Source organism: Rhizobium sp. CFBP 13644 (assembly GCF_014842165.1).
Lineage (GTDB): Bacteria > Pseudomonadota > Alphaproteobacteria > Rhizobiales > Rhizobiaceae > Agrobacterium > Agrobacterium tumefaciens_C.
Window position 1 is genome coordinate 145,684 of the sequence record NZ_JACYVF010000004.1, and the last position, 23,868, is coordinate 169,551.

Here is a 23,868-nt window from a genome sequence, read left to right on the forward strand (position 1 = left end):
AACATCAGGAGGAATACACCATGCGCGCACTCATTCTGGCACTTGCGACGGCGACAGCCCTTGCAGCCCCTGCCAAGGCAGAGGATGTCACCGTTGCGGTCACTGCCATCGTTGAGCATCCTGCACTGGATGCCGCGCGTGATGGCGTCAAGGCAGCACTTGCCGAGGCCGGTTACAAGGAAGGCGAAAACCTGAAATTCGTCTACCAGTCCGCGCAGGGCAATCCCGGTACCGCTTCGCAGATCGCACGCCAGTTCGTAGGCGATGCCCCCAATGTCATCGTTCCGATTTCCACGCCGTCAGCCCAAGCCGTTGTTGCAGCCACCCGTGATATTCCCGTTGTCTTCACCGCCGTGTCTGACCCTGTCGGTGCGCAGCTGATCAAGTCCATGGACAAGCCCGGCCGCAACGTCACCGGCCTTTCCGACATGCTGCCGGTTGCCGAGCATCTGGCGCTGATCAAGGAAATCACCCCCAACGCCAAGTCCATCGGCTTCATCTACAATTCGGCGGAAGCCAATTCGGTATCAACGCTTGAACTGTTGAAGAGCGAAGCGGTGAAGGTGGGTCTGACGGTTGTTGAATCTGTCGCCACGAAATCTGCCGAAGTGCAGGGTGCGACCCGCGCATTGGTGGGCAAGGCTGACGTGATCTACGTGCCGACCGACAACACCATCGTTTCGGCTTTTGAAGCCGCAGCCGGTGTCGCAAGCGAAGCCAAGATCCCGCTTTTTGCAGCCGATACGGATTCCGTGGCTCGTGGCGCAGTGGCCGCTCTCGGCTTCAACTATTTTGACGTGGGCAAGCAGACGGGTGCCGTGGTTGTTCGCATTCTCAAAGGTGAAAAGCCCGGCGATATTCCTGCAACGCTCGCCGTCGGCACCGACCTCGTTCTCAACAAGAAGGCCGCTGCCATGGCAGGAGTGACTTTCCCTGAGAGCGTGACGAAGCGCGCAACAAAGATCATCGAGTAAAAGACCGCCTACTGTCACCGTTGTCATGCTAGGGACAAGTCTGGGCATGACGACGGAGCGTTTGGCGACAACCCAAGGAATTCTACCGTGAGTCAAATCGCCTTCTGGGGTGCTGTCGAGCTGGGGCTGGTTTTCGCCTTTGTCGCTATCGGCGTTTACTTGGCCTTCCGCGTCCTCGATTTCCCCGATCTGACGGTTGACGGGTCGTTTCCGCTGGGTGCAGCCGTTGCTGCGGTGCTGATTGTCGCGGGGTTTAACCCTTGGGTCGCAACCGGCGTGGCCATGGTTGCGGGCGCAGCAGCCGGAATGGTGACGGCGGTGCTGAATGTCCGCTTCAAGATCCTCAACCTCCTGGCCTCGATCCTGACCATGATTGCGCTGTTTTCCGTCAATCTGCGGGTGATGGGCAAACCGAATGTGGCGCTTCTTAATCAGGAGACCGTTATCGAGCCGTTCTATGGTCTGGGTATCTCAGACTATCTGCTCCGCCCGCTCTTTGTCGGCGTGCTGGTGGTGGTCGCTGTTCTCATCGTTTGGCGCTTTCTGGAAAGCGATGCAGGCCTTGCCATGCGCGCCACGGGTGCCAATGCCAGAATGGCGCGGGCGCAGGGGGTGAAGACGGGCAACCAGATCTATCTCGGCATGGCGCTGTCCAACGCGCTTGTCGCCCTTGGTGGCGCCTTGTTTGCGCAGACCAACGGTTTTGCCGATGTGACAGCCGGTGTCGGCACCATCGTTGTCGGGCTTGCCGCTGTTATCATTGGTGAGACGCTGTTTGGCTCACGCGGAATTTTGATTGCTCTCATCGGCTGCGTCTTCGGCTCCATTGCTTACCGTCTGGCCATTCAGCTGGCATTGTCGAGCGATTCGCTTGGCTTGAAGGCCTCCGACCTCAATTTCGTGACTGCGGTGCTGGTCGCCGTCGCGCTGATCTTGCCGCGCCTGCGCCGTGGAGGAGCATCGTCATGATTTCGCTTTCCGATATTCAAGTCGTCTTTGGACGCGGCACGCCGTTGCAGAAGCAGGCCCTGGCGAAGATCGATCTGACGATTGAAAGCGGCTCCTTCGTGACTGTCATCGGTTCCAACGGAGCAGGAAAGTCGACCTTGCTGGGCGTGCTGGCGGGTGATGTTTTGCCAACCGCCGGTAAAGTCACGATTGGCGGGGTGGACGTTACGCGCAAGCCAACGGCCAATCGTGCCGGACAGGTCGCCCGCGTGTTTCAGGACCCGCTTGCTGGTAGCTGCGGTGCCCTGACCATCGAAGAGAACCTCGCCCTTGCTGCCGCCCGCGGCAAGACACGCAGCCTTTTGCCGGCGCTGGGCGGTGGCAGACGTGCGTTCTTCCAGGAGCGCATTGCATCCCTTAACCTTGGTCTCGAAAACCGCCTCAAGGACCGCATGGACCTCTTGTCCGGTGGACAGCGTCAGGCTGTATCGCTGGTCATGGCAACGCTTGCCGGGTCAGACGTTCTGCTGCTGGACGAGCACACCGCAGCACTGGATCCCGGCATGGCCGAATTCGTGATGCAGCTGACGCAGAAAGTCGTGGAAGAGCGCAAGTTGACGACATTGATGGTGACCCACTCCATGCGTCAGGCGCTGGATTATGGCGACCGCACCATCATGCTGCATGCCGGTGAAATCGTCCTCGATGTTTCAGGTGAAAGCCGCAAGGGTCTGCAAGTGGAAGACCTGATCGAGATGTTCCGCAACATACGCGGCCAGACGCTTGATGATGATGAGCTGTTGATCGGGTGATCCTGACGTCAGCCACGCCTGCGTGACGCCTTGCCTCCTGCTGCAAAACCGTGCCAATTTCGCCGGGTATTCCAGCAGGAGATATTCCCTTGTTCAGACGCTCGTTCCTAACAGCCTTTTCAGCCGCGCTTTTTATGCCAGTGTTGGCATTTTCTGCCGAGCTACCGGACCTGAAAGGTCGGGAGATCGTGGTCGTGACCGAGAACGCCTATCCACCGCTGCAATTTGTCGATCCAAAATCTGGCGATGCGATTGGCTGGGAATATGATGCGATGAACGAGATTGCAAAACGGCTGAACGCCAAGGTTTCGTACCAGAACGCGTCCTGGGATGCGATGATTCCCGCTGTTTCATCAGGGCAATACGATATCGGCATGACCGGCATCAGCATCAAGGAAGACCGCAAGCAACAGGTCAATTTCTCCGATCCCTATATGCGGTCTGAAATGTTTATGCTGGTGCGCGCCGACGAGACGCGTTTTACCGATGCCAAGAGCTTTGGCGCGATAGATAAGGCTTTGGCAGGCGCGCAGGCGGGGACGACGCCGTTTTACACCATCATCTATGATGTGCTTGACGGTAATGAGCAGAACCCGCGTGTGAAGCTCATGGAAACCTTCGGGGCGACGGTGCAGGCGCTGAAAACCGGCGATGTCGATCTTGTTCTGACCGATGGTGTGGCGGGCAAGGGCTATGTCGATGCCTCCGGTGGCACGCTGAAGCTGATTGGTGGCCCGCTGGGTGGCGATGATTTTGGCTTCATCTTCAAGAAAGGGTCTGACTTGTCTGCGCCGATCAACGCAGCGATTGCCGCCTTGAAGGCGGATGGGACCTTTGCCGCGCTCGATAAAAAGTGGTTTCTGGACTACAAGCTTGGCGAATAATTCATGCGTTCAAGCCGCAAAGGCAGTGGCGTGAGCGCCCGGCCATCGTCCGCCGCCGAGGGTGATTTTCCCTGGTGGCTGGTGGCGATGATCGGCATCGGATCGGTGCTGGCCATTCTGATCGCGATCAACGGTATCTACGCGCAGGTCTTTTCCACCGTCATCAAAGGTGTGGGCATTACGGTGTTCGTGACGCTGGTGGCCTTTGCGCTGGCGTCCCTGTGGGGGCTGGCAATTGCAATGCTGGGCATGGCTGACAGCATCATTCTGCGTCAGATATCCCGTTTCTATATCGAAACGATTCGCGGTATTCCTGTTCTCGTCGTGCTGTTCTACGTGGCTTTCGTGGGTGCGCCCGCGATTGTCAGCCTGATCAACTGGCTGATGACGCCGTTGATTGAGGCGGGGTGGCTGGAGCCTATGCTGGTTCGGGATTTTTCCCTGACATGGCGGGCCATTCTGGCGCTGACAATTTGCTATGCAGCCTTTATCGCGGAAATTTTTCGTGCCGGGATCGAGGCGGTGGATCAGGGGCAGATCGAGGCTGCCAAGGCGCTGGGACTGGGCCGGGCGCAACGTTTCCGTCTTGTCATTTTCCCGCAGGCGATCCGCACGATCTTCCCGCCGCTTTCCAACGACTTCGTGTCGATGGTGAAAGACAGTTCGCTCGTCTCGGTTCTGGGCGTCATGGATGTGACGCAACTCGGGAAGGTCTATGCGGCAGGCTCGTTCCGGTTTTTCGAGACCTATTCGATTGTCGCTTACATTTATCTCATTCTGACCGTCGGTCTTTCGCTTGTGCTGCGGCGGGTGGAGAAATCCATGCGCCGCAGCCCACAGGGGTAGGCGTCAGAAGACGGAGATGCCGTCGCTGGCCACAGTGGAACCAGCGACGGCAAATGGTTGATCAGGCGCGTGCGTCCTGAGCTTTTGCCTGCTTGGCAATCATTCTGCCAGCAATAATGACCAGCACACCGGCGACCGCAAGGCATGCCGACAGGAAGAACATGGGCGCGATTGTGCTTCCGGTTTCATCCTTGATCCACGGCACGACGTTCTGCGCAACGAAGCCGCCGAGATTGCCGACCGAGTTGATGGCGGCAAGACCTGCTGCGGCACCGGCACCTTTGAGGAAACGACCCGGCAGGCTCCAGAACACCGGCTGTCCGGCAAAGATACCGGCGGCGGCGATGCAGAGGAACGTGAACTGCACGACAGGCGTGGTGACAAGCGCCGACATCAACAGACAAAAAGCGCCGATGAAGGCCGGGCCGACGATGAAGGGGATCTTGCTTTGCGAACGGTCCGCTGCCGAAGGCACCACATAGAGCGCAATCGCCACACCAATCCATGGGATGATGTTGATGAAGCCGTTGGTGGTGTTGGAGACGCCGAAGCTCTTGACGATGGTGGGCAGCCAGTAGCTGAGGCCATAAGCCGCGAGAGGAAAGCCCACGAAGCAGAGCGACATGAACAGCACCTGCGGATTGATGAGCGCCTTGAAGCCGTTCTCGGCGCTTTCTTCCATGTGCGAATTTTCGAACGCGATGCGGTCTTTCAGCCAGTTCTTCTCGTCCTGGGTCAGAAACTTGGCCTTTTCCGGCGTGTCGTCGAGATAGAAGATCGTGAAGATACCGGCGATGACTGCCGGAACGCCTGTTGCAAGGAACACCCACTCCCAGCCAGCCAGACCCATGACGCCATCCAGATCGAGCAACATGCCACCCAGCGGTGCACCGATGGCGTTGGCAAGGGCGCTGAAGATCATGAAGAGGCCAACCATGCGTCCTCGATAATCCCGCGGGAACCAGATGGTGAGGAGGTAGAGAACGCCGGGGAAGAAGCCCGCTTCACAGGCACCGAGCAGGAAGCGCAGAATATAGAACATGGTCTGGCTGCTGGTGAATGCGAGCGCGATCGTGACGGCTCCCCACGAGATGATGATGCGGGCAAACCAGCGGCTGGCGCCAAAGCGCGTCAACAGCAGGTTGCTGGGCACTTCGAAGATGAAATAGCCGATGAAGAACAGCGATGCCCCGAGGCCATAGGCGTATTCGCTCAAGCCCAGATCGCCCACCATTTGCAGCTTGGCATAGCTGACATTCTGTCGGTCGATATAGGCGATGAGATAGAGCAGGCCTAGAAACGGCATCAGCCGCCAGGTGATTTTTGAAATTAGCGCCTTTTCAGATACCAAAACGTATCCTCCTTCTGGCTGCACCGAAGCGCAGCCTTGCGTGATCACGGCCCCCGCCTTCACGACCACGTTATGACATCGTGAACAGGTACTGACAGTCCTAACGAATGAGAAGGCTGTTTTATCCACCTCTAATGGACGGAGAGCGGCGTATTTCTGCTCTGATGACAATATTGCCGAGGATTATCCGATCTGGTATGATGGACGGATGGGATCAAAATTCGGATGCCTCGCTCAGAACGTTTTCGTGCTGCAAGACCATAAGCGTCTGCCGGCACGTTTCTTTGCGCGCATTTCCGGCACTCTTGGCGGTCGACTTACGATTGCCTGAAAGCTCTCTTGAGAGCTTGACCGTTTTGCTGCGACCCGAACTCATTTTTCAAAATCGATGGATACAGCCATGAGCGCACCCCGCACCCTCTACGATAAAATCTGGGATGATCACGTCGTCAATCGCGACCCGGATGGAACCTGTCTTCTCTATATCGACCGTCACCTCGTGCATGAGGTGACGAGCCCGCAGGCCTTTGAGGGCTTGCGCCTTGCCGGTCGCCCCGTTCATTCGCCATCCCGCACTTTGGCCGTTGTGGACCACAACGTGCCAACCACCGCCGACCGTCTTGAGGGTATCAAGAACGAGGAAAGCCGGGTGCAGGTTGAGGCGCTGGCGCAGAATGCTGCGGAATTCGGCGTTGAATATTATTCCGAGCGCGACAAGCGTCAGGGCATCGTCCACATCGTTGGGCCGGAGCAGGGTTTCACGCTGCCGGGCATGACCATTGTGTGCGGTGACAGCCATACATCCACCCACGGCGCGTTCGGCGCGCTGGCGCACGGTATCGGCACCTCTGAAGTTGAGCACGTTCTGGCAACGCAGACGCTGATCCAGAAGAAAGCCAAAAACATGCTGGTGCGTGTGGATGGCAAGGTGCCTGATGGTGTGACTGCAAAGGATATCATCCTCGCCATTATTGGCGAGATCGGCACTGCCGGTGGTACGGGTCACGTCATCGAATTTGCCGGTGAAGCCATCCGCTCACTGTCGATGGAAGGCCGCATGACGGTCTGCAACATGACCATTGAAGGCGGCGCCCGCGCTGGCCTTGTCGCGCCTGATGAGACGACATTCGAATACATCAAGGGCAAGCCACGCGCTCCGCAGGGTGAGGTTCTGGAACAGGCCATCGCCTATTGGAAGACGCTGAAATCCGATGAAGGTGCGCATTACGATAAGGTTGTCGTGCTGAACGCCGCCGACCTGCCGCCCATCGTATCCTGGGGTTCGTCGCCTGAGGATGTGGTTTCCGTGCAGGGTGAAGTGCCGGATCCAGCGGCCATCGAGGACGAGAACAAGCGCAATTCCAAGCAGCGCGCCTTGGAATATATGGGCCTGAAGCCCGGCACCAAGATGACCGACATCGCCATCGACCGCGTCTTCATCGGCTCCTGCACCAATGGTCGCATCGAAGATCTGCGGGCTGCGGCCAAAATCGTCGAGGGTCGCAAGGTCGCGTCCACCGTGTCTGCCATGATCGTTCCCGGCTCTGGTCTTGTGAAGGAACAGGCCGAGAAGGAAGGTCTGGACAAGATTTTCCTGGAAGCGGGCTTTGAATGGCGCGAACCGGGCTGCTCCATGTGCCTTGCCATGAATGACGACCGGCTTGCGCCCGGCGAACGCTGCGCCTCCACCTCCAACCGCAACTTCGAGGGACGTCAGGGCTATAAGAGCCGCACGCATCTTGTGTCGCCTGCAATGGCTGCGGCTGCGGCGGTTGCTGGGCATTTCGTGGATGTTCGCGACTGGCGTTGAATTGTGACGATGGCCGGAGGCAGGCAGTTGCCTCCGGTTTTTTTTTAGAAGACAGTGATTTTCGTGCCCTTGCGCAGATGCGGCAGAATGCGGCGCATGTCGAGTGGATGAAGCGCCACGCAGCCCGCTGTCGGTTCATAGCCCGGGCGGATCATGTGCATGAAAATGGCCGACCCCAGATTGCGGCGGCGTGATGTGACGTTCCAATCCAGCACGAGGCAGACATCGTAAAGACCATCCTGCCGGCGCATCTCTTCATGGCTTGCCTTGAAGGGTGCCGTGACGAGCCTGTTGTAATTGGGATCTGATGGCGCATCACACCACAACATGTTGGACCGCGTGCGATACATCGGCAGCGATGTGTTCAAGGCAGTCATCCTGTCACCTCTGTGGAAGCCGTAGAGCGCAGCCATTGTCGTGATCGGCGTCTTGCCATCGCCTTCGCGTTTAAGTGCCGTTCGCCCGTTGCGGCCGATAGCCGCCTGAAAAGTGAGGTAGCCCAGTTGGAGCAATGCTCTGCTTTTGTTGCGCGGCGCGGCGCGAACGCGCAATTCCAAAGTCTTCTTTGGCTGCTTTAATTTGCGTTTCGGCATGGTTCTCACGAGATTTTGCTTTGCAGGTGTGGCAACGTGACCTCCGGGCGCAGTGTTATAGAGTGACAAAGGGTTGACGTTGCGGCATCAAATCGCTGAATTGGCTCACGAATGTAGAACGCACGCGCACCATGACGATCGCAAGATACGCTTGTGCGATATGCTTTCAATGTAACAAGAAAGGCTGAGATATCCCATGACGGCCCGTACACTTCTTTTGGTCGACGACGATGACGATCTGCGCGAGACACTTGCCGAGCAATTGTCCCCTTATGAAGAATTCAATCTTCTGACGGGCGCGAACGCCAATGCCGCGATCCAGACGACAAAATCAACGCAAGTTGATCTCTTGATCATGGATGTCGGTTTGCCAGACATGGATGGGCGCGAAGCCGTCAAGATCATGCGCAAGAATGGCTTTAAGGCACCGATCATCATGTTGACCGGCCATGACACGGATTCCGATACGATCCTTGGTCTGGAAGCTGGCGCCAACGATTATGTCACGAAGCCATTTCGTTTTGCCGTTCTGCTGGCGCGGGTGCGTGCACAGCTTCGCCAGTATGAGCAGAGTGAAGACGCCGTCTTCACCGTTGGTCCATACCAGTTCAAGCCGAGCCAGAAGCTGCTGACATCGGATGACGGCAAGAAGATCCGCCTGACCGAAAAGGAAGCCGCGATCATCCGCTATCTCTACCGTGCGGGCAACGCGGTTGTGACGCGTGATGTGCTGCTGGAAGAGGTCTGGGGTTATAATTCCGGCGTCACCACGCACACGCTGGAAACCCATGTTTATCGCCTGCGCCAGAAGATCGAGCGCGACCCATCCAACGCAGAACTGCTGGTCACCGAGAATGGTGGCTACAAGATTGTGCCGTAACGATAAATCTGGTGGTGCGGCCCTTGTCTTGGCCGCGCCGTTGTTCGAAAACCAGAGCTGTGATCAGCTGTGGGGGCTTCGAACGTTATGGCATTGAATGACGATATCCAGCTTCTGTCGCAGGTGCCCCTGTTTCAGGGCTTCAGCGACGACCAGTTGCGTCTGATCGCTTTCGGTGCCGAGCGGCGCAGGATTGCCGAGGGGCAGGCCCTGTTCCGTGAGCATTCTCCAGCTGAATGCGGCTTCGTCATTGCGCGTGGTGGGTTTGATCTCTACAGCACTGGTCGTCAAGGAAAGCCTGAGCTTCAGGCGCGGCCTCAGGCGGGTTCGCTGTTGTCAGAGCTTGCGCTGTTCACACTCTGCGAGCGCAAATATACGGCGGTTGCACACGAAGATTCCGAGGTCATCCGCATCACCCGCATCCTCTTCCATCGAATGATCGAAGAGTTTCCTGACGTGGCCGACGTCGTTCTCACGCGCATTCGCGACAATATCGCGGCCTTGTCATCCGGTGCCGCAGCGCTTCAGGGCCGCTTTTCGTAAGTTTTCAGAACTTGAAATGCGCCGTTACGGGAACATGGTCCGATGGCCGGTTCCAACCGCGGGCTTCGCGCAGGATCTCGATGCGGTCGAGCGATGGTCCAAGGTCTTGCGACGACCATATGTGGTCGAGACGACGACCGCGATTGGCTGCTTCCCAATCCTTGGCGCGGTAGCTCCACCAGGTGTAGATTTTTTCGGTCTCTGGCACATTGAGGCGCATCAGATCGAGCCAGTTGCCCTTTTTCATGATCTCCAGCAGACCTTCGGTCTCAACCGGCGTGTGGCTGACGATCTTTAAGAGTTGCTTGTGCGACCAGACATCGTGTTCCAGAGGAGCGATGTTCAAGTCGCCAACGAGGATGGAGGAGGTGCCCGGTACGCTGTCGGCGCTCAAGGCCTTCATTTCCTCGATGAAATCGAGCTTGTGGCCAAATTTCGGGTTGATCGAACGATCCGGCTCATCGCCGCCTGCCGGGACATAGAAATTGTGCAGACGGATTTTGCGAGAACCGACCTGAACAATACCGGAGATATGGCGGGCATCGCCAATGCCGCAATAATCCTGCCGGTGATCTTCGGTCAGCGGCAGTTTCGAGGCGATTGCGACGCCGTGATAGCCCTTCTGGCCATGGATGATGACATGGTTGTAGCCGAGCGCCTTCAATGGCTTCAAAGGAAACTCGCCGTTGGGGCACTTGGTTTCCTGCAGGCAGAGCACATCAGGATTGTAACGCACCAGAAACTGCTCGACGATTGGCATGCGCAGGCGTACCGAGTTGATGTTCCATGTGGTTATCGAAAAGGTCATGCCTGCACTCCATTGATCCGTCTGAACGGTGGAGGCAGGCTTATAACATCAAGCGGAAAACGGGAATTCTTTTCTCAACCGCGACCGCGGACTTCCTCGTAATTGATCGCGAACACCTTATCGTCCAGCGCCATGCCGGTCTGGACGTTGAAGATCATCACTGTCGTGTCCTTGTTCTGCGCATCCGTGGTGGTCCATTGGCGCAGATCGAAGGTCTTCGGATCAAACATCAGTGTGATGGTCGAATCGCCGAATATGCTTTTGTCGCCTAGAACGATTGTCGTCAGGTCGGTTTCCTGTTTGACGTCGCGGACCTTCTGGTTGCCAAGATCGATCTTGTCCGACAGGAGAAGGCTGAGCGGCGTCTTGGAAAGGGGATAGAGATCCCAGGTTTTCAGCTTGTTGTTGCCGATCACCACGTTCTTGCCGTCGGAAATGACGCGCATCGGCGATGGGTCTTCATAGTTGAAGCGCAGCTTGCCCGGACGCGCAATATAGAACTTTCCGCCCGTCTGTTCGCCGCGTGGACCAAATTGCACGAACTCTCCCATCATGGTTTTGACGGAGGAGAAGTGGTTGGCAATTTTCTGGGCCGTCGCGTCCTGCGCAAAAGCCTGCAGCGGCTGCAGAGCCGCCATCGCTGCCGTTGCGGAAAACAGGGTCATCAGGCCGCGACGCGTCATGGTGCCATTAAGGCTGAAAGGCTGCGCGGAAGCGACCGGGACGTTGTTTTTCATTCTTTTCTCCTTCATCGCCATTTCTTGCCAAAAAAACGCGGCGGCTTCATGACAGTGTCATGGGGTATATCGCCACCGTGTATAATGCCGGAACGTCGTGTTGGTTGCTGACATCAGCGTGAACTGGCACGTCTAGGCTCGCGTATCAATCCTGCTCGGTCGGCACGAGAATCTCGCGTTTTCCGGCATGGTTTGCTGGGCCGATGATACCTTCCTGCTCCATGCGCTCGATGAGTGATGCAGCACGGTTATAGCCGATGCCCAGTCGACGCTGAACGTAAGATGTGGATGCCTTTCCGTCGCGGAGCACCACGGCGACAGCCTGATCATAGGGGTCGTCAGATTCGGCCATGTTGCCGGTGCCTGATGGGCCGCCGCCATCCTCGTCTTCATCTTCTTCGGTGATGGATTCAAGATATTCCGGCGAGCCTTGAGTCTTGAGGTAGGCGACGATGTCTTCGACCTCATTGTCGGCCACGAATGGACCGTGCACACGCTGAATGCGCCCGCCGCCCGCCATATAGAGCATATCACCCATGCCAAGCAGCTGCTCGGCACCCTGCTCACCGAGAATCGTGCGGCTGTCGATCTTGGAGGTGACCTGGAAGGAAATGCGGGTCGGGAAGTTGGCCTTGATCGTGCCAGTGATCACGTCGACGGATGGACGCTGTGTGGCCATGATGACGTGAATACCCGCAGCACGCGCCATCTGCGCCAGTCGCTGGACGGCGCCTTCAATGTCCTTGCCCGCCACCATCATCAGGTCGGCCATTTCATCGATGATAACAACGATGTAGGGCAGGGGCTTCAGGTCAAATTCTTCCGTTTCGTACATGGCTTCGCCGGTCTGGCGGTCGAAACCGGTCTGCACGGTGCGGGTCAGAACTTCGCCCTTGTCCAGCGCCTGCTGAACGCGGGTGTTGAAGCCATCGATGTTGCGCACACCGATCTTCGACATTTTCTTGTAGCGCTCTTCCATCTCGCGCACGGTCCATTTCAGCGCGACAACGGCCTTCTTAGGATCGGTAACGACGGGAGACAGCAGATGCGGAATGCCGTCATAAACGGAGAGTTCCAGCATTTTTGGATCGATCATGATCAGGCGGCACTGTTCCGGTGTCATGCGGTAGAGCAGCGACAGGATCATGGTGTTGATGGCAACGGATTTACCGGAACCGGTGGTACCGGCCACCAGCAGATGCGGCATCTTGGCCAGATCGGCAATCACCGCCTCACCGCCGATGGTCTTGCCGAGCGACATGGGCAGCTTGGCCTTGTTGTTCTCGAAATCGCGCGACGCAATCAATTCCCGCAGATAGACGGTTTCGCGGATCTTGTTGGGTAGTTCTATGCCGATGGCGTTGCGGCCAGGCACGACGGCGACACGGGCGGCAATGGCGCTCATCGAGCGGGCGATATCATCGGCAAGGCCGATGACACGCGAGGATTTGATGCCCGGTGCGGGCTCAAGCTCGTACATGGTGACCACGGGGCCAGGGCGAACGTGAATGATCTCGCCCTTGACGCCGAAGTCTTCCAGAACGCCTTCCAGCCTGCGGGCATTCTTTTCCAGAACATCCGCGTTCAGCGTGTTGTCACGAACGACGCTTTTCGGCTCGGCCAGAAGGTGGACGGAAGGAAGCTGGAAGCCATCTCTGGCAATGAAGGAGGGTTGCGCATCGCGGGCAAGGCGTTCGCTGGGCTTGGGCCGGGCGGATGGCGGCGTGATGCGGGTCTGGCCAGCGGCAGGGCGGGCGGCAAACTTGGCATCGCCGGACAGGACGCCATCGGGCAGGCTATCATCGTCTTCGTCGCTATTGTTGTCATCGTCCATTGAGATCGATGGCGGGGCAACGTCGCGCCGTGCGCGGGCCTCTGCGCGTTCTTCAAAGGATGGCTCTGCGCGCTCAAGCCTGTTCATGGCGGTTTTCAGGCGTGATGGCTCGTTCAGTGTTCCGAATTCATAATCATTGAAATCATAGGGCTGTTCGAATTCATTGCGCATCGACTTTGGCTTCAGGCCGAACAGACGGCGGAAGCGGGCCTGGGCGATGTACCAATAATGGGTGAGCGCGCCGAAGGCCAAAAGGCTGCCGAAGAAGCCATTGCCATCATCCTCGTCCTCTTCAACCGCTTCCTGCACCTTGTGGGCCTTGCTGGGCGTGGAAGCCTGGGCAACGATGAGTTCGTCCTCTTCATCCGGTGCGCCAAGAAGCCCCGAGGCAAACAACATCAGCCATGCGGCCGGGATTGCGAAGAGGCTGCCAAGGACTGTGGCGAAGGTGCCTGTGGGGTATGCGCCGATGAAGAGGGCTGGGAAACGCAGGATCATATCACCGATGACGCCGCCAATGCCGTTGGGCAGAGGCCATGTCAGGGGGGCGGGAAAGCAGCCGAGCGAGGCAGAGGCGATGAAAGCGCCGCTGACCCAGGCCACGAGGCGGGCAGGAATGCGGCTGAACTTTCGGCCGGAAATCAGAGCGAATGACCAGGCAAGGATCGGCAGCATGGCGATCAGCGCCGACAGGCCTAGAAACTGCATCATGATATCGGCAAAGATCGCGCCGCTGTGGCCGAGCAGATTGGTCGGCGCATTGCCCGTGGCATAGGACAGGCTGGGGTCTGCGACATTCCAGGTGGCCAATGCCGTGATGCCGAGCGCCAGCACGCCCAGCACGGCGAAACCACACAGGGCCAATATCTGGCGCACAACGAATGCCGTCAGCACGAAGCGGTTATCACGACCATCGAATGTCGGAGAAGTCACTCTGTCCATATTCTGAACCTGTCGTTCCTAGTTGCTTCCGGGGTCCGCGCCAGAGGTGGCGCAGACGGGATGACAGGCCAAAATAGCGGGTTGCTGGTTAACATGGCATTAACCATGCACATTCTGCTGATATTCAGGGCCCGGAAATGCAAAAAGCCCGGCAATGGCCGGGCTTTCGCGTGTCTTATAGTAAAGCGGGCTGGCCTTAAGAGTGGTAAGCCGCTTCGCCGTGGGTGGCGAGATCGAGACCTTCGCGTTCAGCTTCCACCGGAACACGCAGACCGACGACGAGGTCTACCACCTTGTAGAGGATGATCGAACCGATGCCAGACCATGCAACAGTGACGAGAACGCCCTTGAGCTGCGCCCAGACCTGCGTTGCCGTGCCTGCGTAGCTGGCAGCGAAGTCAGCTGTCGAATAATCGACGATGCCTGCGCCACCGAGTGCTGGGTTGACGAAAACACCTGTCAGCAGAGCGCCGATGATGCCGCCGACGCCGTGCACGCCGAACACGTCTGCCGTGTCATCGTAGCCGAACTTGTTCTTCACCGTCGAAACGAAGAAGTAGCACACTGGGGAAACAACCAGACCCATGATGATCGCGCCCATTGGACCGACGAAACCGGCAGCAGGGGTGACGACAACGAGGCCAGCGACAGCACCGGAAGCAGCGCCCAGCATGGAGGCTTTCCCGCGTGTGAAGTTTTCAACGAGTGCCCAGGAAACGATGGCCGCTGCCGTGGCAACGAAGGTGTTGATCATGGCGAGGCCAGCATAGGCGTTTGCTTCCAGGTTGGAACCGGCGTTGAAGCCGAACCAGCCCACCCACAGAAGGGCAGCGCCGACCATGGTGAGGGTCATGGAGTGCGGAGCCATCATGTCCTTGCCGAAGCCTGTGCGCTTGCCAATCATGATTGCGCCGACGAGACCTGCAACGCCTGCGTTGATGTGAACAACCGTGCCGCCGGCAAAGTCGATTGCGCCGAAGCTGAAGATCAGGCCAGTTGGGCCGTCATAGGCGCTTGGGCCGCCCCAGAACCAGACCATGTGAGCAATCGGGAAGTAGACGAAGGTCAGCCAGAGGATCGTGAACAGGATAACTGCGGAGAATTTGATACGTTCAGCAAACGCACCAACGATCAGAGCCGGGGTAATGGCTGCGAACGTCATCTGGAAGCAAACGAAGACGAGTTCCGGGATCGCTGCACCCTTGGTGAAGCTTTCCGACATTGTTGTCGTATCGACGCCCGCCAGGAACATCTTGGAAAAGCCGCCAACAAAGCTGTTGAGCGAGCCGCCATCGGTGAACGCCAGCGAATAGCCGTAGGTTACCCAGATGATCATGGCGACAGCCGCAATCATCATGACCTGCATCAGGACAGACAGCATGTTCTTGGTGCGAACGAGGCCGCCGTAGAAGAGTGCCAGACCGGGAACGATCATCAAGAGGACGAGGATGGTCGAAATCATCATCCAGGTCGTATCGCCCTTGTCGACTGTCATTGCTGGTGCCGCTGCGGCAACCGCCGGAGCGGCAGCATCCTGCGCAAAGGCGAAGGCGGGGGCAAGGAGCGCCGCCGCGCCGGCGCTGAGCCGACCAAGTGTGGAAATCCTGTTAAATTGCATGGTTTGAAAACTCCCCTGTCAGCCGAGCTTAAAGCGCTTCTGTGTTGGTTTCGCCGGTACGGATGCGCACGGCCTGTTCAATCGAGTAGACAAAGATCTTGCCATCGCCGATCTGCCCCGTCTTTGCAGATGCCGCGATTGCCTCGACGGCCTTCTCGACGAGATCGGACGCGACGGCGATTTCGATCTTCAACTTTGGAAGAAAGCTGACCGCATATTCGGTGCCGCGATAAATTTCGGTATGTCCCTTCTGGCGCCCGTAACCTTTGACCTCGGTTACAGTCAGGCCCTGAATACCAACAGCAGTCAGCGCTTCGCGCACCTCGTCCAGCTTGAACGGCTTGATAATGGCCATCACAATTTTCATCTGGTTTCCCATCCTTTGTTTGTCCTCGGCAGAGCCGATTCTCCTCGACGCTGGCTGATCGATAACAGCGACTGTAACAATACATTCAAGGCGCATGCCAGTTTCAGTGGCGCGTTCTTAAGTTATTGATTCAGAAGGGGAATAATAAAAAAGATTGGAAAATAGGCAGCGCTTTGCGCGTGGCCAGCGCAATTGATGGGCATTTTTTGAAAAACGCCTAAAAACTAATCATTTGCTATTTTGCGGATCAGGCCTTCCTGGGCCATCGATGCGACGAGCATGCCGTCGCGGGTAAACAGGCTGCCGCGTGTCAGACCGCGTGCACCTGAGGCGCTGGGGCTGTCCTGAACGTAGAGCAGCCAGTCATCGAGTTTGCAGGGGCGGTGAAACCAGATGGCGTGGTCAAGGCTGGCTGCCTGAATGGCTGGATCGAAGATCGTCGTGCCATGGGCGTAAAGCGATGTGTCCAGCAGGGTCATATCGGAAAGATAGGCCAAAACGGCGGCCTGATAATGCTGGTCATCCGGCACGGCACCCACGGCGCGAACCCATATATTCTGCTGGGGTTCGAGTTTTTCCCTGGAAATGTAATGCGTCAGCGAGACGGGCCTGATCTCGATGGGGCGCTTGTTTTCCCAATATTTGCGGATAGCAGGCGGGGCTTTTGCCAGAAACGCGTCGCGCATCTGGTCTTCGCTCATCAATTTCTCGGGCTGGGGAACCGTGGGTATCGATGCCTGATGGTCAAAGCCACCTTCATCGATCTGGAACGAGGCCGACATGGAAAAAATAGCCTTGCCGTGCTGGATGGCGACGATGCGGCGTGTGGCAAAGCTTGCGCCATCACGAATGCGGTCCACCTGATAGATAATGGGAACCAGCGGGTCTCCGGGGCGCATGAAATAGGCGTGGAGAGAGTGGACGAAACGCTCGGCGCTGACGGTTCTCTGGGCTGCCATCAGCGCTTGCGCGATGACCTGCCCACCGAAAACCCGTTGCCAGCCAACCTGCGGGCTTGTGCCACGAAAAAGGTTTTCTTCCAGTTTTTCGAGGTCCAGCGTGGAGATGAGATTTTCCAGCGGCGCAGAATTTTCAAAAGGGCGCGACATTTTCGACATGCTCCAGCTGTAGGAAGACCAGAATGCATGGTCTATAGTGCATGCGTGATATTCACAAGAATGCAGGAGATGACGTGATGCTTGATGTGGTGATTGCTGGCGGCGGATATGTCGGGCTTGGCGTTGCGGTCGCCATCAAGCAGGCTGCACCGCACATGGAAGTGCAGGTCATCGAAGCAGCGCCTGAGGATGTCTGGAAAAAGGACATGCGCGCATCGGCCATCATCGCTGCGGCATCCCGGATGCTTGATGTCTTCGGCATTTGGGACGAGTTGCTTCCGGAAGCGCAGGCGATCAACAAGATGATCGTCACTGATTCGAAAACCTCCGATCCCGTGCGGCCTGTGTTTCTGACATTCGATGGCGATGTCGCCGAAGGCCAGCCTTTTGCGCATATGGTGCCAAATGTTGCCATGGTTGGTGCCTTGCGTGGCCTGTGCGAGCGGATGGGTGTTACCATTCGCCATGGGTCAAGCGTTTCCGGCTTTGATGCCGGTCCCCGCTGCAATCTGGTGACATTGGCCGATGGCTCGACGCTTGAAACAAGGCTGCTGGTTGCCTGTGATGGCGTTCGCTCTGCCCTGCGCGACATGGCCGGTATCAAGACGATCCACTGGGCCTATGATCAATCCGGCATCGTCACGACTGTGGAACATGAGCGTCCGCACAATGGCTGCGCCGAAGAGCATTTCCTGCCCTCCGGCCCCTTCGCCATTCTGCCGTTGAAGGGCAATCGCTCCTCGCTGGTCTGGACGGAACGGACCGCCGATGCCGATCAGTTGGTGGCCGCGGATGATCTCGTGTTCGAAGAAGAGCTGGAGCGCCGTTTCGGCCACAAGCTCGGTGCCATAAGGCCCGTGGGTCCAAGGCGGGCATTTCCGCTCGGCCTCACACTTGCGCGGGCATTCGTGGCTCCGCGTCTGGCGCTGGCAGGCGATGCCGCCCATGGCATTCACCCGATTTCGGGCCAAGGCCTCAATCTCGGCTTCAAGGACGTGGCTGCCCTTGCCGAAACGATTGTCGAGGCAGATCGCCTCGGCCTCGATATCGGCTCGTTGAACGTGCTGGAGCGTTACCAGTCCTGGCGCAGGTTCGATACGGTGCGCATGGGCATCACCACCGATGTGCTGAACCGGCTGTTTTCCAACGATCTCGGCCCCATCCGCGTGGCGCGTGATTTCGGCCTGGGGATTGTTGACCGAATTCCGGGCCTCAAATCCTATTTCATCGGTCAGGCGGCAGGCACCCATGATAAGGGCGGGCCGAGATTGCTGGCCGGTCAGCCACTTTGACGCGGTGATTCGGCGCTGATACGTCCGCAACCTGGTCTAATCGGCAGAGTCTGGGTTAAAATCCCTGCAAATCCGCCTTTCATGAAAAGCCTCCTTGCCTTTGACCTCCACCATTGCCATGTGTGGAAGACAAGAGGCGGACGGAACGTTTCCGAATGGTTCTAAAATAGCAGTTCAGTCGAGCTTACGGATAATACGTTGAATTCTCGCCCCATGATCTTGAGCGGCCGCGGTGTTACGGCCGTTCTTGGACCGACAAATACCGGCAAGACGCATTACGCCATCGAGCGCATGGTCGCCTATGGAAGTGGCGTCATTGGCCTGCCGCTGCGGCTGCTTGCCCGAGAGGTCTATACACGGCTGGTGGAAAAGGTCGGTGCGCCCAATGTGGCGCTAATCACCGGCGAAGAAAAAATCACCCCGCCCAAAGCGGCCTATTCCGTCTGCACCGTTGAAGCCATGCCGCGTGAGACCACGGCGGCCTTCGTGGCCATCGATGAAGTGCAGCTTGCCGGCGATCTCGAGCGCGGACATATCTTTACCGACCGCATTCTGCACTTGCGTGGACGTGAGCAGACCCTTTTGCTGGGTGCTGGCACCATGCGGCCAATCCTTGAAAAGTTGCTGCCGGGCATTGTCATGGTGGAGCGACCCCGGCTTTCGCAGCTTTTCTATGCGGGCCAGAAGAAAATCACCCGCCTGCCGCAACGCACCGCCATCGTCGCGTTTTCCGCCGACGAGGTCTATGCGATTGCGGAACTTGTGCGCCGTCAGCGCGGTGGCGCAGCCGTTGTGCTCGGCGCATTGTCTCCACGCACACGAAACGCGCAAGTCGGGCTCTATCAATCCGGTGATGTCGAATATCTGGTTGCGACCGATGCGATCGGCATGGGCCTGAACCTCGATGTTGACCATGTTGCTTTCGCGCAGGATCGCAAATTCGATGGCTACCAGTTCCGCAATCTGAATGCGGGCGAGATGGGTCAGATTGCCGGACGCGCCGGTCGCCACCTTCGGGATGGCACATTCGGCGTGACGGGTCAGGTCGATCCGTTCGACGATGAATTGGTGCACCGGGTCGAATCACATCAGTTCGATGCCGTCAAAGTGCTGCAATGGCGCACGACAAATTTCGATTTTGCGTCCATTTCCAGGTTGCGGGCCAGCCTTGATGCAGCACCAACCGTGCAGGGTTTGACGCGGGCGCTACCTGCAATTGATCAACAAGCGCTGGAACACCTTGCGCGTTACCCAGAAATCGTTGACATAACGACGAACGCTGCGCGTGTGGAGAAGCTGTGGGAAGCCTGTGCTTTACCGGATTTCCGCCGCATCGCGCCAGCACAGCATGCCGACTTGATTTCGACACTCTATTTCGACCTCGTCAAACGCGGAACCGTTAACGAGGATTTCATGGCCGAACAGGTGCGGCGGGCGGACCGCACCGACGGAGAGATCGATACGCTATCTGCAAGGATTGCGCAGATCAGAACATGGACGTATGTATCAAACCGCCCAGGATGGCTTGCCGATCCGACACACTGGCAAGAAAAGACTCGGGAAATCGAAGATCGATTGTCCGATGCTTTACATGAAAGGTTGACGAAACGCTTTGTTGATCGCAGGACATCTGTGCTCATGAGGCGCCTAAGAGAGAATGCGATGCTTGAAGCTGAAATCAGTGTGAATGGTGATGTCTTTGTTGAAGGACATCATGTCGGCCAATTGGCGGGTTTCCGGTTTACACCGGTTGCCGGAGCTGAAGGGCCAGATGCCAAGGCTGTGCAAGGCGCAGCGCAGAAGGCGCTTGCGCTGGAATATGAGGCGCGTGCTGCGCGCCTGCATGCCAGCGGCAACAGCGACCTCGCGTTAAGCGCCGACGGCCTTGTCCGCTGGTTGGGTGAGCCTGTCGCTCGTCTGGCAGCTGGCGACAATATCATGAAGCCGCGTGTCATCATGCTGGCGGATGAGCAGCTGAGCGGCAATGCGCGTGACCACGCCGTTGCACGTATCGAGCGTTTCGTGAACCATCAGATCGCGACGGTGCTCAAGCCTCTCGATGATATCTCTCGCGCAGAAGATTTGCAGGGTCTTGCCAAGGGTCTGGCCTTCCAGCTCGTGGAAAACCTCGGCGTGCTTTTCCGTCGTGATGTGACGGAAGAAGTGAAGACGCTGGATCAGGATGCGCGCGCCTCCATGCGCCGCTACGGAATCCGTTTTGGCGCTTACCACGTGTTTTTGCCAGCATTGCTGAAGCCAGCACCTGCTGAGCTGGTGACGCTGCTCTGGGCTCTGAAGAATGACGGTCTTGGAAAGCCAGGTTACGGCGATCTTATTCCTGTTCTCGCCGCGGGCCGGACATCTGTCGTAACGGATCCAAGCTTCGAGCGCATGTTCTACAAGCTTGCAGGCTTCCGCTTCCTCGGAAAGCGCGCCGTTCGTATCGACATTCTGGAGCGTCTGGCGGATCTCATTCGTCCGCTGTTGCAGTGGAAGCCGGGTGCGCAGCCGCGCCCCGAAGGCGCTTATGATGGTCGTCGTTTTACAACGACTACCGCGATGCTTTCCATTCTCGGCGCGACGCTCGACGATATGGAAGAAATCTTGAAGGGCCTCGGCTACCGTGCCGATCAGGTCAGCGCTGAAGATGCTGCCGCTTTCCTTGGCGGACAGACAAACGACGCTGCAAAGACCGAGACACCTGCTGTGGCTGAAGAGCCTGCACAGCATGATGATGCCGATGCCGAGACATCTTCGCAAGAAGCACCTGTCGCTGAAGCCGTTGCAGAGGCGCATGCCGAAGTGACAACAGAAGAGACACCATCGGCTGCGGAAGCATCCGAGACGGCGGCAGCGACCGCACAGGAGCCAGCGACTGAAGTTGCTGAAGCTGTACCGGCCGAAGTTGCAGAGCCGAAGCCGGTTCTGCTGTGGCGTCCAGGCGGTCGCAACGACACCCAGCGCAGCGACAACCGTCGTCCAGGCAATCGTGGACAGGGTGAGCGCCGTGCAGAGGGCGGCGAAGACCGCAAGTCTCAGCCACGTGGCAATGCTGGTCGTGATGGTGCCCCCCGTGACAATGCAGCCCGCGAAGGCGACCGTAAGCGCGACGGTGGTCGTCCAGACCGCAATAACAACAACAATCGCTCTGATCGTCCAGATCGTGGCGAGCGCAAGGACCGGCCAGACCGCAACGACCGTGGTGGCAAGCCACAGGGTCAGCAGCGTTTCGAAGCCAAGCCACCGCGCAAGGAAAAGCCGCTTGATCCGGATTCACCTTTCGCAAAGCTGGCTGCTTTGAAGGACCAGTTGAAGAAGTAATAGGAAGCCCTCTGCTCTATCGAAAGCAGAGGGCTTTTACCGTCTTGTTTGAACGCATGTGCGGACGGAAAACCGGGCCGCATTTTTCCTGGAAATACGTGATGGGTGAGAAGCAGCAGCCACATGATGCAGGCCGTCAGCGCCTCGATAAATGGCTGTTCTTTGCCCGTATGATCAAATCCAGATCGCTCGCACAGAGCTATATTCAATCGGGCAATGTCCGCATCAATGGCAACCCCATTCGCCAGTCCAGCCATCTTTTAAAGACCGGCGACAGGCTCGAACTTTCTTTCGAACGGTCAACCCGCATTCTCGTGGTGCTGGCATCGGGTGAGCGGCGCGGACCGTACGAGGAGGCCAAGCTCCTCTATGATGACCAGACACCACCTCCAGAGCCCAGCGATCGCTTCACCCCTCTGGAACAGGCCATGCGCGAACCTGGCAGCGGACGGCCGACGAAGAAGGAGCGCCGTGCGCTCGACAAGTTCATTTCAGACAGCGGCGAAGGCTTCGAATAGCGGTGCCGATGGGCCGCGCAGAGGTGAGGCCACCAGCGCAGCTGGAATAAATGACCCAGATCAGCCCCTTTTTTGAAACCGTTTGTCCTTGCTATCTTGTCACAAAGGCATTACCTCACATGCCAAAATGCCCTGTCTGAAATCCGGGCAAAGGCTTGTTTCTCAAGCCCTGTGGCCCGGCCTGCATATCTGGAGTCCATCATGACGTATGTCGTGACCGATAACTGCATTCGCTGCAAGTATACCGACTGCGTCGAAGTCTGCCCCGTCGATTGCTTTTATGAGGGCGAGAATTTTCTGGCGATCAATCCCGACGAATGCATCGACTGTGGTGTGTGCGAACCTGAATGTCCCGCAGAGGCCATCAAGCCAGACACGGAGCCGGGTCTGGACAAGTGGCTGACGTTGAATGCCGAATATGCTGCCATCTGGCCCAACATTACCGTCAAGCGCGATCCTATGCCTGAAGCCAAGGAAATGGATGGCGTGACAGGAAAGCTCGACCTTTACTTCTCGGCAGAGCCGGGTAAGGGCGACTAAGCGCACCCTACGCTGTGATCCTCTGGATTAGTTCTAAAACAAAAAGCCTCCGAGCATCTGCTGCGGAGGCTTTTTGTTGCGCTTGTGGCTATTGTCCGCGCCCGGACTGAAGTGTGGTGGAGAGCAAGGTCAGCAATGCCACGCTTTCCTCCAGGCTTTGCCGCTGACGGCTTTGGAGGATGGCGGACTGTAATCGGTTCATCTCGCGGGCAATCGCTGCTGGCTGCCATGTGCGCAGCGCGCGTTCGATGACGGGCTTGCGGCGGAAGTGAATGCCGCGCCCGAGTGTCAGCATGACCTGACCCGCCTGCTGCTTCTTGTCATCCATTTCCGCCCGCATCTGGTCCAGCAGCTGGAACTGGCGCAGGCAGCCCTGCAGCACCAGAAAGATCGGCGTCTTGGATGCGATGATTTTCTGGGTGGCGTGGAAGAAGGCGTTGCGATCCCCCTTCAGGATGGCATCGACTGCGTCGTCTGCCGAAACCGTGCTGGCATCGCCGATGATGGCCAGCACGTCGTCTTCCTCAATCACATCATGTCCGCGGCAATACAGCGCCAGCTTGCGCACCTCGTTGCGCGAGGCAATGCGGTCTCCACCCAGCGATTCCGCCAGTCTTTGCCGGGCGGCTGGGGAAATGCGCAAGTGTTCGGTGGAAAGCTCCTGATCGATCAGGGCATTCAATGCGCGCGCATCGTCCGCATAGCAGGGAATGGCGGCGATAGAGCGGGAGGGTTCGGCAATCTTGCGAAGGCCTGTGCCCTTCTTGAGGTCACCAGCCTCGATAATCAGGAAGCTTGCTTCAGGTGGGTTGTCAGAGAGAACCTGCAAGGCATCGACAAGCGCCTTTTCATTGGCGGCACCCTTGACCCAGACCAGCTTTTCTCCGCCGAAAAGGCCGATGGCATTGACTTCATCCAGAAGCCGTCCGGGATCGCCATGGAGATCCGCCGCTGTCAGTTTCAAGGATGCAAAGGCATCGTTGGCGTCTATGCCGGTCTTGGATGCGATCAGCGACGCGCGCTCCGAGACAAGGCCCCGATCTGGCCCATAGAGAACGAAAACGCGAAAACGCTCCGCCGGTTTCTCGGCGAAGCGTTCGAATTCATGCGACTTGATTTCCGTCATGATCGC

At 57.8% G+C, this 23,868-nt stretch carries 21 protein-coding genes; 12 read left to right on the forward strand and 9 right to left on the reverse strand.

Annotation, left to right across the window (positions count from 1 at the left end; translation table 11 throughout):
* Positions 1-20: 20 nt before the first annotated feature.
* The 5 genes from IFT53_RS13215 (at position 21) to IFT53_RS13235 (ending at position 4,464) form a co-directional block, all read left to right on the forward strand.
* Positions 21-974: an ABC transporter substrate-binding protein gene (locus IFT53_RS13215; protein WP_192065249.1), complete on the forward strand. Its 954-nt coding sequence runs from the start codon at positions 21-23 to the stop codon at positions 972-974.
* A gap of 87 nt (positions 975-1,061) precedes the next feature.
* A complete protein-coding gene (locus tag IFT53_RS13220) occupies positions 1,062-1,943 on the forward strand; it encodes an ABC transporter permease (RefSeq protein WP_192065251.1) in 882 nt (293 codons plus the stop codon).
* On the forward strand, positions 1,940-2,734 hold the full coding sequence (locus tag IFT53_RS13225; protein ID WP_192065253.1) for an ABC transporter ATP-binding protein: 795 nt from the start codon (positions 1,940-1,942) through the stop codon (positions 2,732-2,734). The genes IFT53_RS13220 and IFT53_RS13225 overlap by 4 nt, the downstream gene beginning before the upstream one ends.
* 134 nt (positions 2,735-2,868) lie before the next feature.
* Positions 2,869-3,618: a transporter substrate-binding domain-containing protein gene (locus tag IFT53_RS13230; RefSeq protein WP_192065495.1), complete on the forward strand. Its 750-nt coding sequence runs from the start codon at positions 2,869-2,871 to the stop codon at positions 3,616-3,618.
* Between the two features lie 30 nt (positions 3,619-3,648).
* Positions 3,649-4,464, forward strand: coding sequence for an amino acid ABC transporter permease (locus IFT53_RS13235; protein ID WP_446737676.1), 816 nt, complete (start codon positions 3,649-3,651; stop codon positions 4,462-4,464).
* Positions 4,465-4,525: 61 nt separating this feature from the next.
* On the opposite strand, the gene IFT53_RS13240 is transcribed toward IFT53_RS13235, so the two are convergent.
* Positions 4,526-5,815, reverse strand: coding sequence for an MFS transporter (locus tag IFT53_RS13240; protein WP_192065256.1), 1,290 nt, complete (start codon positions 5,813-5,815; stop codon positions 4,526-4,528).
* 400 nt (positions 5,816-6,215) lie between these two features.
* Between IFT53_RS13240 and leuC the strand changes: the two genes are divergently transcribed.
* Complete coding sequence (gene leuC, locus IFT53_RS13245; protein WP_192065258.1) at positions 6,216-7,625, forward strand: 3-isopropylmalate dehydratase large subunit; 1,410 nt, start codon at positions 6,216-6,218, stop codon at positions 7,623-7,625.
* 44 nt (positions 7,626-7,669) lie between these two features.
* Here leuC and IFT53_RS13250 read toward each other — a convergent pair whose 3' ends face one another.
* Positions 7,670-8,218, reverse strand: coding sequence for a L,D-transpeptidase family protein (locus tag IFT53_RS13250; RefSeq protein WP_192065260.1), 549 nt, complete (start codon positions 8,216-8,218; stop codon positions 7,670-7,672).
* Positions 8,219-8,414: 196 nt separating this feature from the next.
* Between IFT53_RS13250 and IFT53_RS13255 the strand changes: the two genes are divergently transcribed.
* Together IFT53_RS13255 and IFT53_RS13260 are read left to right on the forward strand one after the other, a co-directional pair.
* Positions 8,415-9,098 (forward strand): response regulator transcription factor, encoded by a 684-nt coding sequence (locus IFT53_RS13255; protein WP_042615582.1) that lies wholly within the window; start codon positions 8,415-8,417, stop codon positions 9,096-9,098.
* An 87-nt stretch (positions 9,099-9,185) separates the two neighbouring features.
* Positions 9,186-9,641, forward strand: a complete 456-nt coding sequence (locus tag IFT53_RS13260) for a cyclic nucleotide-binding domain-containing protein (RefSeq protein WP_192065262.1) — start codon at positions 9,186-9,188, stop codon at positions 9,639-9,641.
* Positions 9,642-9,645: 4 nt separating this feature from the next.
* Here IFT53_RS13260 and IFT53_RS13265 read toward each other — a convergent pair whose 3' ends face one another.
* The 6 genes from IFT53_RS13265 to tesB form a co-directional block, all read right to left on the reverse strand.
* On the reverse strand, positions 9,646-10,449 hold the full coding sequence (locus IFT53_RS13265; protein ID WP_192065264.1) for an exodeoxyribonuclease III: 804 nt from the start codon (positions 10,447-10,449) through the stop codon (positions 9,646-9,648).
* Positions 10,450-10,523: 74 nt separating this feature from the next.
* Positions 10,524-11,186 (reverse strand): outer membrane lipoprotein carrier protein LolA, encoded by a 663-nt coding sequence (locus IFT53_RS13270; RefSeq protein WP_192065265.1) that lies wholly within the window; start codon positions 11,184-11,186, stop codon positions 10,524-10,526.
* Between the two features lie 145 nt (positions 11,187-11,331).
* Entirely contained in the window at positions 11,332-13,962 is a 2,631-nt protein-coding gene (locus IFT53_RS13275) for an FtsK/SpoIIIE family DNA translocase (protein ID WP_192065267.1), read from the reverse strand.
* A gap of 196 nt (positions 13,963-14,158) precedes the next feature.
* Complete coding sequence (locus IFT53_RS13280) at positions 14,159-15,580, reverse strand: ammonium transporter (protein WP_042615578.1); 1,422 nt, start codon at positions 15,578-15,580, stop codon at positions 14,159-14,161.
* A 28-nt stretch (positions 15,581-15,608) separates the two neighbouring features.
* Entirely contained in the window at positions 15,609-15,959 is a 351-nt protein-coding gene (locus IFT53_RS13285) for a P-II family nitrogen regulator (protein ID WP_042615577.1), read from the reverse strand.
* Between the two features lie 212 nt (positions 15,960-16,171).
* Positions 16,172-17,056, reverse strand: a complete 885-nt coding sequence (tesB, locus tag IFT53_RS13290) for an acyl-CoA thioesterase II (protein WP_192065269.1) — start codon at positions 17,054-17,056, stop codon at positions 16,172-16,174.
* Between the two features lie 86 nt (positions 17,057-17,142).
* On the opposite strand from tesB, the gene IFT53_RS13295 reads away from it, so the two are divergent.
* The 4 genes from IFT53_RS13295 to fdxA all read left to right on the forward strand — a co-directional run bounded on the left by IFT53_RS13295 (position 17,143) and on the right by fdxA (position 22,736).
* Positions 17,143-18,357, forward strand: coding sequence for a ubiquinone biosynthesis hydroxylase (locus IFT53_RS13295; protein ID WP_192065496.1), 1,215 nt, complete (start codon positions 17,143-17,145; stop codon positions 18,355-18,357).
* Between the two features lie 213 nt (positions 18,358-18,570).
* Complete coding sequence (locus tag IFT53_RS13300) at positions 18,571-21,678, forward strand: helicase-related protein (RefSeq protein ID WP_192065271.1); 3,108 nt, start codon at positions 18,571-18,573, stop codon at positions 21,676-21,678.
* A 101-nt stretch (positions 21,679-21,779) separates the two neighbouring features.
* Complete coding sequence (locus tag IFT53_RS13305) at positions 21,780-22,196, forward strand: RNA-binding S4 domain-containing protein (protein ID WP_192065273.1); 417 nt, start codon at positions 21,780-21,782, stop codon at positions 22,194-22,196.
* 201 nt (positions 22,197-22,397) lie between these two features.
* Complete coding sequence (fdxA, locus tag IFT53_RS13310; protein ID WP_192065274.1) at positions 22,398-22,736, forward strand: ferredoxin FdxA; 339 nt, start codon at positions 22,398-22,400, stop codon at positions 22,734-22,736.
* A gap of 88 nt (positions 22,737-22,824) precedes the next feature.
* On the opposite strand, the gene holA is transcribed toward fdxA, so the two are convergent.
* Positions 22,825-23,862: a DNA polymerase III subunit delta gene (holA, locus tag IFT53_RS13315; RefSeq protein ID WP_192065276.1), complete on the reverse strand. Its 1,038-nt coding sequence runs from the start codon at positions 23,860-23,862 to the stop codon at positions 22,825-22,827.
* Positions 23,863-23,868: the final 6 nt, after the last annotated feature.

Coding starts and splice junctions, on each gene's coding strand:
- IFT53_RS13270 (WP_192065265.1), bottom strand. CDS start 11,186: ATGAAAAACAACGTCCCGGTCGCTTCCGCGCAGCCTTTCAGCCTTAAT.
- IFT53_RS13305 (WP_192065273.1), top strand. CDS start 21,780: ATGGGTGAGAAGCAGCAGCCACATGATGCAGGCCGTCAGCGCCTCGAT.
- IFT53_RS13255 (WP_042615582.1), top strand. CDS start 8,415: ATGACGGCCCGTACACTTCTTTTGGTCGACGACGATGACGATCTGCGC.
- IFT53_RS13225 (WP_192065253.1), top strand. CDS start 1,940: ATGATTTCGCTTTCCGATATTCAAGTCGTCTTTGGACGCGGCACGCCG.
- IFT53_RS13260 (WP_192065262.1), top strand. CDS start 9,186: ATGGCATTGAATGACGATATCCAGCTTCTGTCGCAGGTGCCCCTGTTT.
- IFT53_RS13230 (WP_192065495.1), top strand. CDS start 2,869: ATGCCAGTGTTGGCATTTTCTGCCGAGCTACCGGACCTGAAAGGTCGG.
- IFT53_RS13280 (WP_042615578.1), bottom strand. CDS start 15,580: ATGCAATTTAACAGGATTTCCACACTTGGTCGGCTCAGCGCCGGCGCG.
- IFT53_RS13300 (WP_192065271.1), top strand. CDS start 18,571: ATGATCTTGAGCGGCCGCGGTGTTACGGCCGTTCTTGGACCGACAAAT.
- IFT53_RS13285 (WP_042615577.1), bottom strand. CDS start 15,959: ATGGGAAACCAGATGAAAATTGTGATGGCCATTATCAAGCCGTTCAAG.
- IFT53_RS13265 (WP_192065264.1), bottom strand. CDS start 10,449: ATGACCTTTTCGATAACCACATGGAACATCAACTCGGTACGCCTGCGC.
- tesB (WP_192065269.1), bottom strand. CDS start 17,056: ATGTCGCGCCCTTTTGAAAATTCTGCGCCGCTGGAAAATCTCATCTCC.
- IFT53_RS13215 (WP_192065249.1), top strand. CDS start 21: ATGCGCGCACTCATTCTGGCACTTGCGACGGCGACAGCCCTTGCAGCC.
- holA (WP_192065276.1), bottom strand. CDS start 23,862: ATGACGGAAATCAAGTCGCATGAATTCGAACGCTTCGCCGAGAAACCG.
- leuC (WP_192065258.1), top strand. CDS start 6,216: ATGAGCGCACCCCGCACCCTCTACGATAAAATCTGGGATGATCACGTC.
- IFT53_RS13275 (WP_192065267.1), bottom strand. CDS start 13,962: ATGGACAGAGTGACTTCTCCGACATTCGATGGTCGTGATAACCGCTTC.
- IFT53_RS13250 (WP_192065260.1), bottom strand. CDS start 8,218: ATGCCGAAACGCAAATTAAAGCAGCCAAAGAAGACTTTGGAATTGCGC.
- fdxA (WP_192065274.1), top strand. CDS start 22,398: ATGACGTATGTCGTGACCGATAACTGCATTCGCTGCAAGTATACCGAC.
- IFT53_RS13295 (WP_192065496.1), top strand. CDS start 17,143: ATGCTTGATGTGGTGATTGCTGGCGGCGGATATGTCGGGCTTGGCGTT.